The sequence below is a fragment of the Acidimicrobiales bacterium genome (assembly GCA_035316325.1).
Lineage (GTDB): Bacteria > Actinomycetota > Acidimicrobiia > Acidimicrobiales > VFJN01 > DASXTK01.
Window position 1 is genome coordinate 1 of sequence record DATHJB010000052.1, and the last position, 15,462, is coordinate 15,462.

Annotated in this window: 17 protein-coding genes and 1 pseudogene; 7 read left to right on the plus strand and 11 right to left on the minus strand. The window is 72.2% G+C overall.

Features of this window, described 5'->3' with window-relative positions; translation table 11 throughout:
• On the minus strand, window positions 1-462 hold a 462-nt coding region (locus VK611_07395; protein ID HMG41139.1), incomplete at its 3' end, for a hypothetical protein.
• A 78-nt stretch (window positions 463-540) separates the two neighbouring features.
• On the opposite strand from VK611_07395, the pseudogene VK611_07400 reads away from it, so the two are divergent.
• Window positions 541-675, plus strand: a pseudogene (locus VK611_07400) (ISNCY family transposase).
• A gap of 42 nt (window positions 676-717) precedes the next feature.
• On the opposite strand, the gene VK611_07405 reads toward VK611_07400, so the two are convergent.
• Entirely contained in the window at window positions 718-3,543 is a 2,826-nt protein-coding gene (locus tag VK611_07405; protein ID HMG41140.1) for a LuxR C-terminal-related transcriptional regulator, read from the minus strand.
• A gap of 87 nt (window positions 3,544-3,630) precedes the next feature.
• Here VK611_07405 and VK611_07410 point away from each other — a divergent pair, with 87 nt between their 5' ends.
• Window positions 3,631-4,323, plus strand: a complete 693-nt coding sequence (locus VK611_07410; GenBank protein HMG41141.1) for a hypothetical protein — start codon at window positions 3,631-3,633, stop codon at window positions 4,321-4,323.
• 80 nt (window positions 4,324-4,403) lie between these two features.
• On the opposite strand, the gene VK611_07415 is transcribed toward VK611_07410, so the two are convergent.
• Genes VK611_07415 through VK611_07425 form a run of 3 tightly spaced genes read right to left on the minus strand, consistent with a single transcriptional unit; the run spans window position 4,404 to window position 6,974 of the window.
• Window positions 4,404-5,042, minus strand: a complete 639-nt coding sequence (locus VK611_07415) for a hypothetical protein (protein HMG41142.1) — start codon at window positions 5,040-5,042, stop codon at window positions 4,404-4,406.
• 49 nt (window positions 5,043-5,091) lie between these two features.
• A complete protein-coding gene (locus VK611_07420) occupies window positions 5,092-5,895 on the minus strand; it encodes a glucose 1-dehydrogenase (GenBank protein HMG41143.1) in 804 nt (267 codons plus the stop codon).
• Window positions 5,892-6,974 carry a hypothetical protein gene (locus VK611_07425; protein HMG41144.1) on the minus strand — a complete coding sequence of 361 codons (1,083 nt, stop codon included), beginning with the start codon at window positions 6,972-6,974 and terminating at the stop codon, window positions 5,892-5,894. The genes VK611_07420 and VK611_07425 overlap by 4 nt, the downstream gene beginning before the upstream one ends.
• Before the next feature lie 179 nt (window positions 6,975-7,153).
• Between VK611_07425 and VK611_07430 the strand changes: the two genes are divergently transcribed.
• On the plus strand, window positions 7,154-7,597 hold the full coding sequence (locus VK611_07430) for a hypothetical protein (protein ID HMG41145.1): 444 nt from the start codon (window positions 7,154-7,156) through the stop codon (window positions 7,595-7,597).
• 39 nt (window positions 7,598-7,636) lie between these two features.
• Here the strand turns inward: VK611_07430 and VK611_07435 are convergent, their stop codons facing one another.
• The 4 genes from VK611_07435 to VK611_07450 are packed head-to-tail and all read right to left on the minus strand — an operon-like array spanning window position 7,637 to window position 11,559.
• The gene (locus tag VK611_07435; protein ID HMG41146.1) at window positions 7,637-8,908 is read right to left on the minus strand and encodes a DUF1214 domain-containing protein; all 1,272 of its coding nucleotides are present in this window, start codon (window positions 8,906-8,908) and stop codon (window positions 7,637-7,639) included.
• Window positions 8,905-10,068, minus strand: coding sequence for a sulfotransferase (locus tag VK611_07440; GenBank protein ID HMG41147.1), 1,164 nt, complete (start codon window positions 10,066-10,068; stop codon window positions 8,905-8,907). The genes VK611_07435 and VK611_07440 overlap by 4 nt, the downstream gene beginning before the upstream one ends.
• Window positions 10,069-10,112: 44 nt before the next feature.
• Window positions 10,113-10,916: an SDR family oxidoreductase gene (locus tag VK611_07445; protein HMG41148.1), complete on the minus strand. Its 804-nt coding sequence runs from the start codon at window positions 10,914-10,916 to the stop codon at window positions 10,113-10,115.
• Window positions 10,917-10,932: 16 nt separating this feature from the next.
• Window positions 10,933-11,559 carry a TetR/AcrR family transcriptional regulator gene (locus tag VK611_07450; protein HMG41149.1) on the minus strand — a complete coding sequence of 209 codons (627 nt, stop codon included), beginning with the start codon at window positions 11,557-11,559 and terminating at the stop codon, window positions 10,933-10,935.
• Window positions 11,560-11,707: 148 nt separating this feature from the next.
• Here VK611_07450 and VK611_07455 point away from each other — a divergent pair, with 148 nt between their 5' ends.
• Window positions 11,708-12,157 (plus strand): hypothetical protein, encoded by a 450-nt coding sequence (locus VK611_07455; protein ID HMG41150.1) that lies wholly within the window; start codon window positions 11,708-11,710, stop codon window positions 12,155-12,157.
• A gap of 256 nt (window positions 12,158-12,413) precedes the next feature.
• On the opposite strand, the gene VK611_07460 is transcribed toward VK611_07455, so the two are convergent.
• Both VK611_07460 and VK611_07465 read right to left on the minus strand, forming a co-directional pair.
• Window positions 12,414-12,644, minus strand: a complete 231-nt coding sequence (locus VK611_07460) for a hypothetical protein (protein ID HMG41151.1) — start codon at window positions 12,642-12,644, stop codon at window positions 12,414-12,416.
• A gap of 40 nt (window positions 12,645-12,684) precedes the next feature.
• Window positions 12,685-13,533 carry an SAM-dependent methyltransferase gene (locus VK611_07465; protein ID HMG41152.1) on the minus strand — a complete coding sequence of 283 codons (849 nt, stop codon included), beginning with the start codon at window positions 13,531-13,533 and terminating at the stop codon, window positions 12,685-12,687.
• Window positions 13,534-13,858: 325 nt separating this feature from the next.
• On the opposite strand from VK611_07465, the gene VK611_07470 reads away from it, so the two are divergent.
• The 3 genes from VK611_07470 to VK611_07480 form a co-directional block, all read left to right on the plus strand.
• Window positions 13,859-14,317 carry an SRPBCC family protein gene (locus VK611_07470; GenBank protein HMG41153.1) on the plus strand — a complete coding sequence of 153 codons (459 nt, stop codon included), beginning with the start codon at window positions 13,859-13,861 and terminating at the stop codon, window positions 14,315-14,317.
• A gap of 237 nt (window positions 14,318-14,554) precedes the next feature.
• Window positions 14,555-15,211, plus strand: coding sequence for a hypothetical protein (locus VK611_07475; GenBank protein ID HMG41154.1), 657 nt, complete (start codon window positions 14,555-14,557; stop codon window positions 15,209-15,211).
• Between the two features lie 47 nt (window positions 15,212-15,258).
• On the plus strand, window positions 15,259-15,462 hold a 204-nt coding region (locus VK611_07480; GenBank protein ID HMG41155.1), incomplete at its 3' end, for a class I SAM-dependent methyltransferase.

The following is a 15,462-nucleotide window of genomic DNA, read 5'->3' on the forward strand; positions in this document are numbered from 1 at the left end:
GCGCACGGTCGCGTCGCGGACGGGAAGGATGCGTCGGTTCAGGATGGCGTTGCTCCCCGGCTTCTCGAAGGGATCGGACGGGAACATGACGGTGCCGGTGCAGACGAAGGGCCCCACGTGGAGGCCGGCGGCGACGGTGAACTTGGCGTGCCTTGCATACTCGTCCACGGTCGTCAGCGCGACCGTCGGGTCGCGGACGATCGCGGCGAGGATGTGCTCGGCGGCCACGGCGACCAGCCCCCGTCGTCCGTCGGTGTCGCCGTCGCCGACCCCGTCGAACGTGGCGACGGCGGCGTCCTCCAGTCGGTAGAAGAACGTCGACGTGTCGGACCCCCACTGCACGCCCCACGACGCATCGAGACTCGGCTTCCTCGACGTGAAGGTGCCGTCGATCATCCGTGATCGCGTGAGCACCCGCAGCGCCACACGGGTCTCCACGGCTTCGGCCTTCGATCTCCCCATGACAGCTCCTCCGGTTCGGGATGCGAGTCTGGCACTCGAAGTGGCGGCCATCGGGCGATCCGGCCGAGGCCAACGTCGCCGATCCGCAAGGGACGCCTCGGTCGGCCGGTCGAGCTCGGCTACAAGGCCCAAGTCGTCGACAACGCCGACGGCATCGTCTTGGACTGGCAGCTCGAGAAGGGCAACCCGCCCGACGCACCCCAACTAGCCCCGACCAGAGCCAACCCCCGCGACGAGCTCTTCAGGTCGAAGGAGCTAGGGGGCGTCGGGCATCGGGGCGGCGCCCAGGGCGGCGAGGAGCTCCCGGCCCCGGTCGGCGTGGTCGCCGCCGGCCAGGACGAGCGTGCGGGCGTACTGGTAGCGGGCGCCGGCCGCGTCGAGGGCGGTGGCGGCCGCCAGGAGCAGGTCCGGGTCCCCGATGCGGAGCCCCTCGGCCCGGTCGACGATGGCGCCGGCCAGCGGATTCCCGGCGGTGGCCACCCGGGCCCGGGCGATGCGGGCGTCGGCGTCGTCGGTGCCATCGGAGGCGGCGAGCACGGCGGCTTCGGCCCCGACGGCGGCGTACCACTGGCGCCAGGCGCCGGTGAGCCAGTGGACGCGGGCACCGGGGTCGTCGGCGAGCACGGCCCGGGCGTGCCGGTGGTCGCCGTGGTGAAGGGCGACGATCGCGTCGAACAGCGGGGCGACGCCCATGCGCCGCCCCTCCAGGTGGCCGACGACCTGGTTCATGTCGTCGAACATGGCGAGCCAGCCCCGGCGGGCCTCGTGGTCGCCCCGGAGCCCGTGGGCGAGCCCCGCGGCCAGGGGCGCCATGGCGAAGCCGCCGATCGGCACGCGGCCCGTGCGCTCCCAGGCCAGCCGGAAGCCGTCGCCCAGCTCGACGGCGCGGTCGAGGTCACCGGACAGTGCGGCCCACACCAGCAGCCAGTCGCTCCGCAGCAGGCCCTCCTCCCGGAAGACCGGTCGCTGGCGGAGCAGGGCGTAGCGCCGGCCGGTGTCCAGGTCGCCGGCCGCGATGTGGGTGAGCGGCGCCATGTGCATGGCGTCCTCGTACTCGTAGGCGAGGTCGATCCCCTGGCTGACGGGTTCGAGCAGCTCGACGCGCCGGGCGGCGTGCACGGCGGCCGTCCCGGGGTCGCCCCGCATGAGGTGGGCCATGGTCAGCAGGTCGAGCGCCGCGCTCGCCAGGCGGGGGTCGTCGACGGCCTCGGTCAGCGCGACGGTGCGGGCGGCGGTCTCGACCGTCAGGCGGTCGCCGTCGAGGCCGCCCGCCTCGGCCACGGCGATGGCCGCGGCGACGTGGGGGTCGTCGCCGGCCAGCCGGCGGGCCTCGGCGAGTTGCCCTTCGGCCGTGCCGGGGGGCGGTAGCTCGGTGAAGATGCCGGCCGCCCGGCTGATCAACTCGGCGGCGCGGGTGAGCTCGAGCGCGGCCCGAACGGGGTCCCCGGCCCGGCGGGCGGCTTCGGCGCCGGCCGCGTAGAGGCCGGCGGCGTCGCGGCTGTCGAGCCGGCACAGCGCGGCCCCGGCGGCCAGGTGGAACGACTCGGCGGCCGCGGCGTCGTCGCCGGTGAGGGCGGCGGCCTGGGTGAACCGGCGCTGGGCCTCGCTGGGCAGGCCGTGGACGAACGCCAGGTGGGCCAGGCGCCGGGCGAGGTCGTGGGCGTCGGCCCGGCGCTCGGGACGGTCCGACGCCCAGCCCAGCGCCGCCCGCAGGTCGTCGGCGAGGCGGTCGAACTCGGCGTCACCGGCGGTCCGGGCCGCGAGGTCGGCCGCCGCGTCGAGGCACCAGGCCAGGTGCCGGGCGTGGGCGTCGTCGGCCTCACCGGTGCGCTCCAGCTGGTCGGTGCCGTACTGCCGCACCGTCTCGAGCATCCGGTAGCGGGGCGCCACGGGGTCGGGCTCGACCAGCAGCAGGCTGCTGTCGGCCAGCGCCCCCAGGGCCGCCGCCACGTCGGCGACCGCCAACGGCGGGTGGGCGGCGACCGCCTCGGCCTGGTCGGCGGTGAACGACCCGTTGAACACGGCCACCCGCCGCAGCACCACCTGGTCGGTGGGCTCGAGCAGCCCTTGGCTCCAGTCGAGCGCGGCCCGCACCGAGCGGTGGCGCTCGTCCCGCCGGGGACCGCCGGTGAGCAGGCGCAGCGGGTCGGTGAGACCGGCCTCCAGGCCGGCCAGGCCCAGCGTCGCCACCCGCGCGGCGGACAGCTCGATGGCCAGCGCGATGCCGTCGAGCTGGGCGCAGACGGCGTCGACGCGGCGCCGGTCCTCGGGCGACGCCGGCGTCCAGCCGGTCATCGCCGCCCGGTCGAGGAACAGGGCGGCGGCGTCACCGGTCGAGTCGCCTGCGCCGTCCGGCGTCGCCGACAGGCCCGGCACGGCGAAGACCCGCTCGTAGGGCACCAGCAGCCGGGTCCGGCTGGTGGCGAGCACGGTCACGCCGGGGCACGACGACAGGAGGGGCTCGACGAGGTCGACGACGCCCTCGACCAGGTGCTCGCAGTTGTCCAGCACCACCAGGGCGGTGACCGACCGGAGGTGGGCGCACACGGCCTCGACGCCCGACCGGTGGCGCTGGTCGCCGGCCCCCACCACGGCGGCCACCGCGTCGCCCACCATCGCCGGGTCGGTGACCGGCACCAGGTCGACGTACCAGGCCCCGGCGGCGTACCGGTCGGCGACGTCGGCGGCGAGGGCCAGCGCGATGCGGGTCTTGCCGACGCCGCCCGGGCCCAGGGCGGTCACCAGGCGGTGGGTGGCGAGGGCGTCGGCCAGCTCGCGGCGCTCCCGCTCCCGCCCCACGAACGACGTGAGCGGCGCCGGGATCGCCGGTCGGGCCGTGGCCGCCGGTGCGCGTGCCCCGGCGGCATCGGGGGTCGGGCGGAACTCGAGCGCCAGCTGGGCCAGCTCCCGCCGGTCCTGGGCCCCGAGCTTGCGCAGCAGCGACGACACGTGGCTCTCGACCGTCCGCACCGAGATGAACAGGCGGGCCGCCACCTCGGCGTTGGTGAGGTGCTCCCCCACCAGCCCGAGCACCTCGGCCTCCCGCTCCGACACCCCGGCCTCGCTCGACAGCTGCGACACGCCCTGATCCTGGCCCCTGGCCGGCCCGTCGCCAACCCGATGGCACCCGGTGGCGTCGGCGGCGCCCCTCGGGGGGATGGTGGGGTCGTGACCACCGATCGAGATCCGCCGACCCGCGACCAGGTGCTGGACGAGCTGGAGCTCCTGGCCGGCGTCGAGCACGCGCTCGTCGTCGAGCACCTCACGCTGTGCTGCGTGCTCGGCCACGACCTGGCCGCCGAGGACGGCGGGCCGACGACGCCCGAGGGAGCCGCCGCGGCCGACGCGGCTCGCTCGCTGGCCATCCAGGAGATGTTCCACCTGAAGCAGGTCAGCCTGACGCTGGCCGCCGCCGGGCGCCCCGTCGGCCTGGACCGGGCGACGAGCATCTCGAGCCCGTCGGTCCCCGAGATCCCGCTCGACCCGCCCGGCGGGACCGACCTCGGCCGCTGGTCCGAGCGCGGCGCGGCGATCGCCGCCGCGGTCGACGAGCGCTTCCACGCGCAGGACGGCCCGACGCACGCCGCCGGGTTCGCCGCCGTCCAGGAGGCGCTGGGGCCCCGGGACCCGGCGGAGGTGGTGCGGGTGACCCGCCGCGAGCCCGACGACGGGTTCGAGGAGCGGCTCCTGGCGGCCGGCTTCAACCTCTACGACCTGGTGGTGACCGCTCTGCGCGAGGCGTACTCGTCACCGGACGCCCCGCCCGGATTCCGCCAGCTCGCCACGTCCGCCATGTCCGGCCTCGACGACACGCACCGGCTCCTCGTCCAGCGCGGCCTGCTCCCCCTGTTCACCTCCTGACCCCCAGCGGGGAGACTTCCAGGGAACCGGGGGACATCACCGAGGTGGTGTTCCTGGAGCTGTGGCGCCAGCAGGTCTCGCTAGGGCGTCGGAGGGACGTAGTCCTCGACCATGTCGAACACCACGTACAGGTAGTCAGGGGTGGTGCCGGTGACGTGTACCCACACGTGCTGGAAGCCCTCGGCCTCGTTCTCGCCGAGCGTCACGGTCTTGCCCTCGCCCGGGTACAGCGGCAGGACGTCCGCCACGGCGCACGGGAAGTACGCCGGGTCCCCGCTGCAGGTGGCGGGCACGTCGCCCGAGGGGAAGGCGACCCGGTAGGTGCGAGGGTCGGGGTTGCGGACGTGGTACACCTCGGGTTCGCCGGTGTCCTCGACCGCGGCCTCGACGCCGGCCAGGCCGGTGAGAAAGCAGACGACGTCGAGATCGACGCCCATGCCGTCGACGGCCCGGATCTCCCCGGCCCACCAGCCCTCCGGCAACGCGTCGACGTCCCCGGGCGTACACCCTTCACCCGAGATGCCGTCGACCTGCTCCGGCCCCTCGAAGAAGGGCGACGTCGTGGTGGTGGTCGTCGGCGGCTCGATCGTCGTCGTGGTCGCGTCGACCGGCTCGTCGCCGCCCGGCTCCTGCCCCTCGTCGTCCCCGCCCCCACACCCGGCCGCGACCGCCATCACCCATGCCGCCACCCCGGCACCCACCGCTCTCGTCACCCGCACGCGCAGATCCTGCCACCGGGGACAGGACACGCCCTAGCTGAGCCGGGGTTCAGGTTGTCGGCTCGAGGGGCGGGACCGGCACGAGGATCGAGGGGCTCTCGGCGCCGCCGTCGATCTCGAAGACCTTGCCGGTGACCCACGACGACGCGTCGCTCGCCAGGTAGAGCACGGCGCAGGCGATGTCCTCGGGCTCGCCGGGGCGGCCCATCGGCGTGCCGGCGAGGAACTGGCGGCGCAGCTCATCGTCGGTGAGCACGATGTCGAGCGAGCGGGTGGCGACCCCACCGACGTCGATGGCATTGACTCGCACGCGGGGCGCCAGCTCGGGGGCGATGTTGCGGGTGAGCCGGTCGAGCGCGGCCTTGGCCGCGCCGTAGGCCACGAAGCTGGTCTGGGTCATGCTCGCCGACCGCGACGAGATGTTGACGACCGCTCCCCCGCCGCTGGTGTCGACCATCCGCGGGGCAGCCAGCTTGGTGAGGTTGAACGCCGAGGTCACGTTGAACCGGAACGCCTGCTCGAGGAACCGCTCGCTGGTCGCCAGGGCCGGGCGGGGCATCGTGCCTCCGGCGTTGTTGACGACCACGTCGAGCCGACCGAACGTCTCCACCGTGCGCTCGACCAGCCCAGCGAGCGCCTCGCTGTCGGTGACGTCGGTGGGCACGACCAGGCCCCGGCGTCCGGTGGCCTCCACCACGCCCGCCACCTCGTCGAGGTCCGACTCGGTCCGCGCCGCCAGCGCCACGTCGGCCCCGGCCTCGGCCAGGCCGATGGCGATCCCCCGGCCGATGCCCTGGCCGGCACCGGTGACGATGGCGACCTTGCCCGCCAGGCCGAACCGGTCGAGGATCATCGGCCGGCCCCTCCGCGGTCGCGGTGGAGGTCGGCTGCGGCCCGTCCTGCCACCGGCGGCAGGTCGAGGTAGGTGAGCAGCCCGGGCCGGGCGGCGACCACGTAGGGGACGGCGTTGACGCAGTGCAGCGCCGTGGCCACGATGCCCGGGTTCCGGGCGAGGCCGGCGGCGATCGACTCGGGGTGCAGCTTCTTGAACGTCACCAGCGTGCCGGGGTCGCCGGTGACCTCGACCTCGAACCGCTCACCACCGGGCCCGAAGGCCCAGGGCGGGTCGAGGTGCTCCTCGCCCATCAGCCAGTTGACCGCGGCGGTGATCACCGGTTCGCCGTCGACCAGCCCCTCCCACCGGAACCGCTGGGCCGCCACGAGCCCGGGTGCGATCGGCCCGATGGGCGAGTCGATGGGTGCGGTGGCGACAGCGACCTCGTGGGTGCTTCGCAGGTGAGGCTCGAGGTCGAAGCCCAGCTCGGCGGCGAGCATCCACACCGACTGGCGGAACCCGGCGCCGAGAGCGTCGGCCATGATGCTGGTGCGAGCCTGCTCGGGCGAGGTGCCGAACAGCATCCAGTCGCGGATGACATCGGGGGCGCCATAGGTGCGGATGTCCGAGAACTCCTCGGCCCGGACGTGGCGCACCGCGCCCGACAGCGCCGAGATGACCAGCGGGAAGCGCTCGGTGATGCCGCCGGGGTGGATGCCGGTGCCGTGGAGCGTCACGCCTGCGGCACGGCACACCGCGTCGAACCGCGCCCGCTCGTCGTCGGGCGGGTAGAACCAGCCGAGCGGGGTGACGACGTTCTTGCCCGACTCGAGCAGCCGGGTCACGACCGTGGGGTCGGCGAAGAGCGGGCTGTAGACCACGCAATCGGCCTCGGTCGCCAGCACAGCCTCGGCATCGGCCGTGGCGGCGACCCCGATCGGGTCGCGGCCGAGCAACGTGCCGAGGTCCACGCCGTGCTTGTCGGCCGAGTGGACCCAGCATCCGACCAGATCGAGGTCGGGGTGGTCGAGCACCCCCTCCATCGCGGCCCGGCCCACCCCGCCCGAAGCCCACTGGATCACCCGAAGCGCGGCCACGCTGCCCCCTCCCGCGTTCGTCGAAGACGACTTTGTGAAACACGTTCTAGCGGGTCGGCAGCGGAGGGGCTCGCTGACGTCTACTCGACGCCGCGCACGACATCGACCGGTTCCGATCCAACGACGCCTACGCCCGGCACAACGGCTCCGCTCCGCGACCCGAACCATGGTTCGTCACGATGTCCACCTCCGCACCAGCCCTGTCCGGGCCGGCACATCCGCTTGACATGGCGTGTCACGAAACCGGCTTTGGTCGGCTTCGGCGTCCTGACATGCTCGATCTCGTGGAAGCGCTGAGGAGGCCGAGCGACGGTGAGCTGTGCGGGTACGTCGAACCGCGTGACGGGCAGTGGCACGCCCTGACGGTGTTCGGCGTTGTGTTCGGCAGCCACGACCGACGCGCCAGCGCGGCCGATCAGGTGCTCGACGAAGGTCTGACATCGCTCGCTGACCGATGGACCCTGCGCCACGGCGAGAGCGGCGACGAGGAGGTGGTGTGCATCCAGGAGGTGAACGGCGGCGCAGTCACCGTTGCGCGGGGCTACTACTCCCTGCCGGAGGTGCCGACCCTGACGATCACGAAGGACCAGATCGCCTCGGGTGAGTGGGAGCTGCACCTCTAGCCCGCGAGGCCCGGTGCCCGCCGGTGACGAAGACGGTGCTCAGGTGCGGCTCACGACCGGTCGGGTGGCGGTGGCGTCGGAGGCGAAGCGGCGTTGCACGCCCCGGCGTCGGCGGCGGATCGTTGCGGCTCGCTCGTCGGGGCGCACGATCGGGGTGCCGGCGGGCAGGTGGTCGCGGACCTGGTCGAAGGGCACGACCTCGGTCCTGGTCGCCGGGCCGTGGTCGGCGACGACCCAGCGGAACAGGAGGGGGCCCTTGCCGTGGCCCATGGTGTCGAGCCAGTTCGGCACCCCGGGGTCGTGGTGGGCGACGACGGCGCGGAAGTCGCCGTCGTCGTCGAGGACGGCCTGGTGGTGGTTGATGCTGGTGTGCCGGCCGGCGTAGTCGAGCGACTCCCACCAGAAGTTGCCGAGGTGGAGGCTCCAGTAGCGGGCGTGGGCCGGCGTCACCTCGACGATCAGGGCCTCGTCGGGGCGCAGGTCGTAATGGCCCCAGGCGTTGATGTTCTCCTCGGCGGCGCCCATGTCGGACTTGACGGTGGCGTCGTCGAAGGCGTTGGGGCGGGCGGCCTGGCCCAGGACCTCGACGTCGTTCCAGAACTTGATGTTCGCCTCCAGCCACCCGGCCACGGCCGCCAGCTGGCGCGCCACACGGTCGGGCGTGGCCACGAGCAGGTCGGTCCGGGCGTCGACGGGGATCGGCGAGACCAGCTCGATCTCGAAGGTGGCCCGCTGCTCGTTGTCCCAGTCGCCGAAGAACTGACGGGTCACGACCGTGTCGGCGCCAGCGGGCGTGGCCAGCCAGTTGCCGGGATGCTCGTCGGGGCCGATCCACAGCTCGAAGTTGCCGTCGGCGTCGCAGGCGAGCTGGTCGTCGCGGATGTTGCCGTGGTTGGCCATCCCCTCGTTGACCTGGAAGCTCAGGTAGCGGACCGTGCCGATGCTGCCGGTGACCCGGTAGTTCAGGTCGCCGCGGATCGCCGAGGTCCGGTAGGCGCAGTCCGGGCAGTCGAGGCCCCACTTGTAGACGTCGGTGCGGGCGATCGCCCCGAACGTCGGCGCGCAGGGGTCGGCGGGGGTCAGCGCCTGGCCGATGCCGTTGGCGACCATCGCCATCAGGTGGCGGTAGCCGGCGGCGGCGTCGACGGGTGAGCGCGGGACGTCCGGCCGCTGCAGCTGGGCGCCGAGTCGTCCGATCGAGGCCGCGAAGTCGTCCCAGGCCGTGCCGTCGAGCAGGGCGGGATTGTCGAAGGCGTCGGTGTCCAACGCTCGGTCGATCTTGCCGATGTACCAGTCGAACTCGGCGTTCATGTCCGTTCTCCTGCCTGGTGCTCGACGGGGACGTCGAACCGGTCGTAGTAGAAGGCAAACCGCTCGCGCACGGTCGCGGGATCGAGGCCGTAGTCCTCGGCCCGGTAGCTCTGCGGCCCGGAGCGCTGCTGCGCGCTCTCGGCCCACCAGTCCTGCATGCGCCGGCGCAGGTCGCCGGTGAGGTCGTCGCCCAGCTCGGCGTAGAGCGTGGCCACCTCGGCGATCGGGTCGCGCTGCACTGCCGCGAACGAGAGGTCGTGGAACCGGTCCTCGTTGCCCCGTTCGCGGAAGTCGATCAGTCGTTCGAGCGAGCACCGCCACAGCTCGACGTTGAGGGACCCGATGGCGACGGGATCGCGCCGCTCGGTGAGGATGCACGAGAGGGTGTCGTAGAGCGCGCAGACCGACGGCAGCACCTTGCCGACGTCGCGGTGGGTCATGACGAACCGGGCGTCGGGGTACACGGCGTCGAGCGCGTCGATCGCGTGCATGTGGGCGGGGGTCTTGAGCCACCACCGCGTGGGCGCGCAACGCCACTGCAGCAGCTTCAGCACCCGCCGGTGGTATCGGTACGCCGGCTTCATGTCGCAGTGCAGCAGCCACGAGCTGTAGCTCGGGATGCGCGTCATGCCCTCGAAGACCTGGGACCGGAAGTCGAGCGCCATCAGCAGCAGGCACTCCTGGGGGCCGGTCGCCGAGGTCGGCAACATCCCGGCGAACCCGGGGAACATCTCGTTGGTGAAGTCGATGCCGGCCTGCGCGTCGGCGATGCGGGGGTCGGTGTGCTCGGTCGCGGTCTCCGGGGGTGGGCACGGCGCGCCCGCTTCCCAGTTGCGCAGGGATCGCCGGGCCGGGTCGAGCGCGAGCAGGAAGCTGAGGGCGGTGGACCCGGTGCGGGGCAGGCCGAGCCCGAACAGCGGGGCGACGATCTCCTGGTCGTCGATCTCGGGGTGCCGGGCGTACCAGCGCTCGACCTCGAGCCGGTTGACCAGGTACCCGACGATCTGGTCGGTCATCGCGCCCACGCCGAGCTCGTTCAGAGCCGCTTCGGTCTGCAGCGACCGGACCAGGACGTCGAGGCCCTCCCGCCACGTGTCGTCGCCCAGGTCGTCGGCCCCCACCCGTGCGCAGGCCGTGTCGACCAGCTGGTCGATCTCCATGTCGTTCCCCCCTCATGGGCCGGACGAGGTCCGACCCGCAGCGGTCAGACGAAGTCCGACCCGCCGTCGACGTTGACGTTGGCCCCGGTGACGTAGCCGTTGCGGCGGGACGCCAGGTAGACGGCGATGCCGGCGACCTCGTCCGGGACACCGGCCCGCCCGAGATCGGCGGGCTGGTGGAAGTTGTCCTCGATCCAGGTCATGACGTCGACCGGGTCGCTCGAGTCCAGGCCGTCGGCCCGCAGGATCGGATCGAGGGCCTCGGTGAAGCTGGCGGTGACGATCGTTCCGGGGCTGATGGTGTTCACCAGGATCCCGTCCGCCGCCAGGCCCTTGGCCAGGTTCTTCGACAGGCTGGCGACGGCGGCCTTCGACGCGGTGTAGGCGACCAGGCGCGGGTTCTGGCGCTGGATCGAGTGCGCCGCGAAGTTCACGATCCGCGCCCACTCCGCCGAGCGCAGCAGCGGGAGCGCGGCCCGGGTGCACCGCACCGCGGCCATGAGCCCCAGCTGGAGCGTGGCGTCCCACCCCGCATCGTCGAGGTCCTCGAACGTCCCGTCACCGGGTCCGAGGGTGTTGACCAGGCTGTTCACCGAGCCCCAACGCTCGCCGAGCGCCGCGAACGCGCCGTCGATCGCGGCGGGGTCGGTGAGGTCGACCGACAGGCCCACGGCGTCCGGGCACCCCCGCCGGCGAAGCTCGCGGAGCGTGTCGTCGATGGCGTCGGCTCCCCGGGCCAGGACGGCGACGCGCGCCCCGTCGTCGGCGAACGCCTCGGCGATCGCCCGGCCCATGCCCTTGGTGCCGCCGGTCACGACCGCGGCGCTGTCCTTCAACCCGAGATCCACGACGGGCCTCCGTCGTTCATGGTGCGATCCCTCGCATGATGAGGTCGGTCACGTCGTCGACCCAGGCCGGGCCGATCTGGTCCAGGGGACGGATGGCGGTGGCGACGAACGTCGACCCCGCGATGAGCTCCAGCACCGTCGAGGACTGCACGCCGGCGCGCACCTCGCCGGTCTCGATCGCGCCCTCGATCCGGCGCTGCATCCAGCCCCAGGTGGCGGCGGCGAAGCGATCGAGCACGTCGGCGTGCAGCGTCGGGTCGCTGGTCATCTCGGCCAGCAGCCCCGGCAGCGCCGCCCGCGCCGCGGGCCGTCCGAGCAGCTCGACGCCGATGGAGACCAGCGTCCGGATGTCGCTGCGCAGGTCGTCGCCGACGGGGATCACGTCGGGGTCCTGCGGGGGGAACACGGCCTCGTGCACGAGGTGGGCCTTGGTCGGCCAGCGCCGGTAGATGGCCGGCTTGTTGGTGCCGGCGCGCTCGGCGATGGCGCCGATCGTCAGCTGCAGGTAGCCGATCTCCTCCAGGAGCTCGGTGGTCGCCTGCAGCACGGCGCCGTCGATCCGCGGGTCGCGGGGGCGACCGGTGCCGGTGGACGAAGCCGAGGCGGGAGTCGGAGCGGGAGTCGGGGCGGCGGCAGTAGCCATAGTTACATTCCGCAACGTAACGTAACTCGCATGTCGACGCAACCGCACACCTCCGTGGCCCCGCCGCGAGCGTCGAAGATGGTGCCGGAAGCGTCGTCGTGGCCCTTGCGGGCCAGCAGCAAGCACAGGCCCGACAAGATGGACCTGAATGACCGACTTCCTGCACGCACAGGCCTGGTCGGCTGCGATCGTCTTCGGGCTGCCGGCCACCGTCTACGTGACGTTGCTGATCAGGTCGTGGCTGCGCCCCACCCGGAACTTCGTGCTCTTCTACGGGCTCTACCAGCTCACGTGGTTCCTGCTGGCCACACCCCTCGTGGCCCTCTCCTGGCCCCTACCGCCCCCGGCCCGGGCCGCCATCGCCACGACGCTCGTCCACCTCGCCGCGCTGGCCTTCGCGCCCACATCGACAATGGCCCGCTACCCCCTCTGCGCGATCCGCTACCGGCGCCTACCGGTCGTCGCCACCCGCTTCGCCGCCGGCTACACCTACCGGACCCCGGACCAACCGGACTACGCCGTCACCCCCTTCGACGACCGCCTCTTCCGCACACCCCGAGACGCCGCCGCAGCCGGCTTCCGCCCTCTACGCGACTGAACACACCCGAACGTAAGTCCCCTCCGACACGCTTCGCAGGGGTTCGACCCTAGGTTTCACGCCAACCGCGGTTGCAGGGTCACTGACTGCAGGTCGCTACCTCGACCTTGTCCTCCGCCTCGCACCCGCCGACAGGCCGACGAGATCAACCACGACTGGACCCAGCGGTAGACGGCCGGTCGAGCCAAGGCGGGAGCGCCCAACACGGAGCAGACATAACCCTCAACGCCGGGTGGAGTCTTTGAGAATGGGCGTATCAACCACGCATGTGCGCGCCAGCGCCGACGTCGTACGCCTCCCGTAACCAGCCCGCGAATTCGCCGTCGAGATGTTCCAGGCTTGTCACCCGGAACTGGTGCACGAAAAGCCGCTTCGTGTACGCCGATGCACGCTTGATGCGCGGGTCGCGCAGTTGCCTCTGCAGGTCCAGGTAGCCATCCAGCGATCGCTGTGTCGGCTTCGCTCCGGCGAAACCTCGTCGGGTCATCGACCGCCACCCATGAGCACCTGGTCAGGGTTGGCAAGCCCTATGAGCTGAGGGCGGGCTTGCGGCCGACGCCCCCGTAGAAGCGGGGCTGCCAGGCCCCCGGGACCGGGGGTCGGGGCGTGGGCCACTCGTCGACCTGGACGAGGCCCGGCTCGACCAGCTCGAGGCCGTCGAAGAACCGGGAGACCTGGCTGTGGTCGCGGAGAACGAAGGTCTCGCGCACCGTCTGGTTGAGCCGGTCGGACAGCTCCGACATCTCGTCGGTGTGGATGTCGTTCGCGAGGTGCGACACCACCAGGTGGCTGCCCGCGGGGAGCGCGTCGAGCAGCCGGGCCACGATGCCGTACGGGTCGTCCTCGTCACGCATGAAGTGCAGGATCGCCACCAGCACCAGCCCCACGGGTTCGGTGAGATCGAGGGTCTGGGCGGCTTCCGCCAGGATCGCGTCGGGCTCGCGCAGGTCGCCGCTCACGTACGACGCCGTCCCGGCCGGGGTGCTCTTGAGCAGCTCGTGGGCATGGGCCAACACGATCGGGTCGTTGTCGACGTACACGATCCGCGACTCCGGGGCCACCCGCTGCGCCACCGCATGGGTGTTGTCGTCGCTGGGGATGCCCGTGCCGACGTCGAGGAACTGGCGGATGCCGCCCTCGGTCGCCAGCCACTCGACTGCCCGGGCCAGGAAGTCCCGATTGCTCCGCACGTCCGCACGGGCGTTGTCGATCCCACCCACCGCCTTGGCGACGTGCTGCGCCGCCTGGCGGTCCGCCTCGAAGTTGGTCGTACCACCCAGTAGGTAGTCGTAGACCCGGGCCGCGTGCGGCGTCGTGATGTCGATCTCTACCGGGCTACCACCCGGGCCATCGGGAACTGACGAGTGCTGAGACACCTACTAGTTGTAGCAACATCCGCACCCCCTCACCGATCAGGGAATGCGGTCCGGAACGCAGACCAGCTCGTTCGGACTGCTGAGGAGTCCCCGTCCCCCACCGAGGTGGTGAAGAGGTCGCGGACGAGGGTTCGAAGTGGGCGAGGGGTTCGCTGGGGTAGGTGGGGTCAAAGGAGCCCAGCTGCTAGCGGCACTCGCGCCTTGCGCAAGGCGCGAACAGCGAGGTGTGCGGGACGTACCCGGCATGGACCGGACCCTGTGCCGCACATCGACGACCGGTGGCCTCGACGGTCACGGTTGCCCGTGTTGTGGTGAACTTCGCCCCATGGTCGACAAGCTCGAGGTTTCCCGTGACATCGCCGCGGGGCCCGAAGTGGTCTATGCCGCGATCTCGGATGTGACTCGCATGGGCGAATGGTCCGAGGAGTGCTACGTCTGCGAGTGGCACGAGGGCGTCGACGGCCCGGTCGTCGGTGCCACCTTCGACGGTCACAACCGCCACGGCAACCACGAGTGGACCACCCAAGGCAAGGTCATCGAGGCCCACCCCGGTCGGGCGTTCGCGTTCGAGTGCTCGATGATGGACTTCCACTACTCGACCTGGGGGTACCTCATCGAGCCCACGGAGACGGGGTGCCGTGTGACCGAGTGGAACGAGGACCTGCGCCCCGAGTCCACCTTGGAGTTCAGCAAACGGATCTCGGGTGTGGACGACCGCACGGCGCGCAACCATCAGACGATGAGCGCCACGCTCGAGCGCCTCGCCGCCGCCCTCGAGAGTTGATCCGCTGGGTGCTCGACCCATCCACATGGCGTGCCGATGCCGCCGAGTCCTCGGCGCGGCGTCCACTCCCGCTCGCGATTCGCTGGCGCAGGCGACCTACCCCCTGTGAACGACACCACTGCGAACGACGAGGAGCAGGTCCCATGCCCTACTCGTCCCGGGCGGCACGGTGCGAGAGACGTGGGTGACGGGTCTGGTGTTGGGGGTGCGGTTGGGCAGGCCCGTAGCGTGCGTCCGATGAGACGGTGCGCCATCGCGTGGGGCTCGGTGGTGGTGCTGGGGCTTGTGCCGGCCGCTTGCGGCGGTGGCGGGGACCGGGGCTCGTGCGTGACCGAGGGCTTGGTGGAGGAGTTCGGGGACCGGGTCCGCTCGGTGGAGGTCGATCCGTGCGACGTCGACATGGTCGAGGAGCTGGACGGCATCCTGGTGGAGCACTCGTCGTACATGCTGATCGAGGCGGCCTTCGACTATGCACGTGGGGCGGCCTCACCCCAGGAGTTCGAGGCCGAGATCGTGGAGGAATCGGAGGGCCAGGGCTGGTTCGTCGACCGCTCCAACCGGCTGGCGATCGAGCGGGCCGGTGGCGATGCCCGGGACGAGGCCGAGCGCGCTGCGACCGACCGGTTCGACGAGGCCCGGTGCCGTGCGGCGTCGCTGGTCTGGGACGCGCTGCGTGACGCCGAGTTGGCGACCGAGCGGGCCGACCTGCTCTCCGATGCTCAGCGGTCGGCCTGGCGCGCCCACACGGGCGAGACGTTTCTCACGCACTACGACGAGATGACACCCGACCAGCAGCGGGGCCTTTGCGACCTGGGCCTGAACACGATGGCCGCCGGCGACGCGAACTGGGGCGACCGGGCCGAGAGCGCGTTCGTGGACGAGGCATCGGCCTGACAGGCCGCCCCGACCCGCGGCAACAGGTTCAGCGGGCGTACGGAGCCATGGCGGAGCAGTACATCGAGCTCATCAGCAGCACCCAGGTGCACGCGGACGACCTCGCCCTCATCGCCCGGCACCTGTCGATCCGGCCCGGCGCCGTGCTCGACGTGGGCTGCGGGCCCGGGCACCTCACCGCACACCTGCGCTCGCTGGAGGTCGACGCGACCGGTCTCGACCTGGTGCCCGAGTTCATCGACCACGCCCGC

What these genes read in the sequence shown, in the direction of transcription:
- VK611_07455 (HMG41150.1), top strand. Translation starts at nt 11,708, where the DNA reads ATGACCGACTTCCTGCACGCACAGGCCTGGTCGGCTGCGATCGTCTTC.
- VK611_07430 (HMG41145.1), top strand. Translation starts at nt 7,154, where the DNA reads ATGTCCACCTCCGCACCAGCCCTGTCCGGGCCGGCACATCCGCTTGAC.
- VK611_07440 (HMG41147.1), bottom strand. Translation starts at nt 10,068, where the DNA reads ATGGAGATCGACCAGCTGGTCGACACGGCCTGCGCACGGGTGGGGGCC.
- VK611_07450 (HMG41149.1), bottom strand. Translation starts at nt 11,559, where the DNA reads ATGGCTACTGCCGCCGCCCCGACTCCCGCTCCGACTCCCGCCTCGGCT.
- VK611_07475 (HMG41154.1), top strand. Translation starts at nt 14,555, where the DNA reads ATGAGACGGTGCGCCATCGCGTGGGGCTCGGTGGTGGTGCTGGGGCTT.
- VK611_07460 (HMG41151.1), bottom strand. Translation starts at nt 12,644, where the DNA reads ATGACCCGACGAGGTTTCGCCGGAGCGAAGCCGACACAGCGATCGCTG.
- VK611_07470 (HMG41153.1), top strand. Translation starts at nt 13,859, where the DNA reads ATGGTCGACAAGCTCGAGGTTTCCCGTGACATCGCCGCGGGGCCCGAA.
- VK611_07420 (HMG41143.1), bottom strand. Translation starts at nt 5,895, where the DNA reads ATGATCCTCGACCGGTTCGGCCTGGCGGGCAAGGTCGCCATCGTCACC.
- VK611_07435 (HMG41146.1), bottom strand. Translation starts at nt 8,908, where the DNA reads ATGAACGCCGAGTTCGACTGGTACATCGGCAAGATCGACCGAGCGTTG.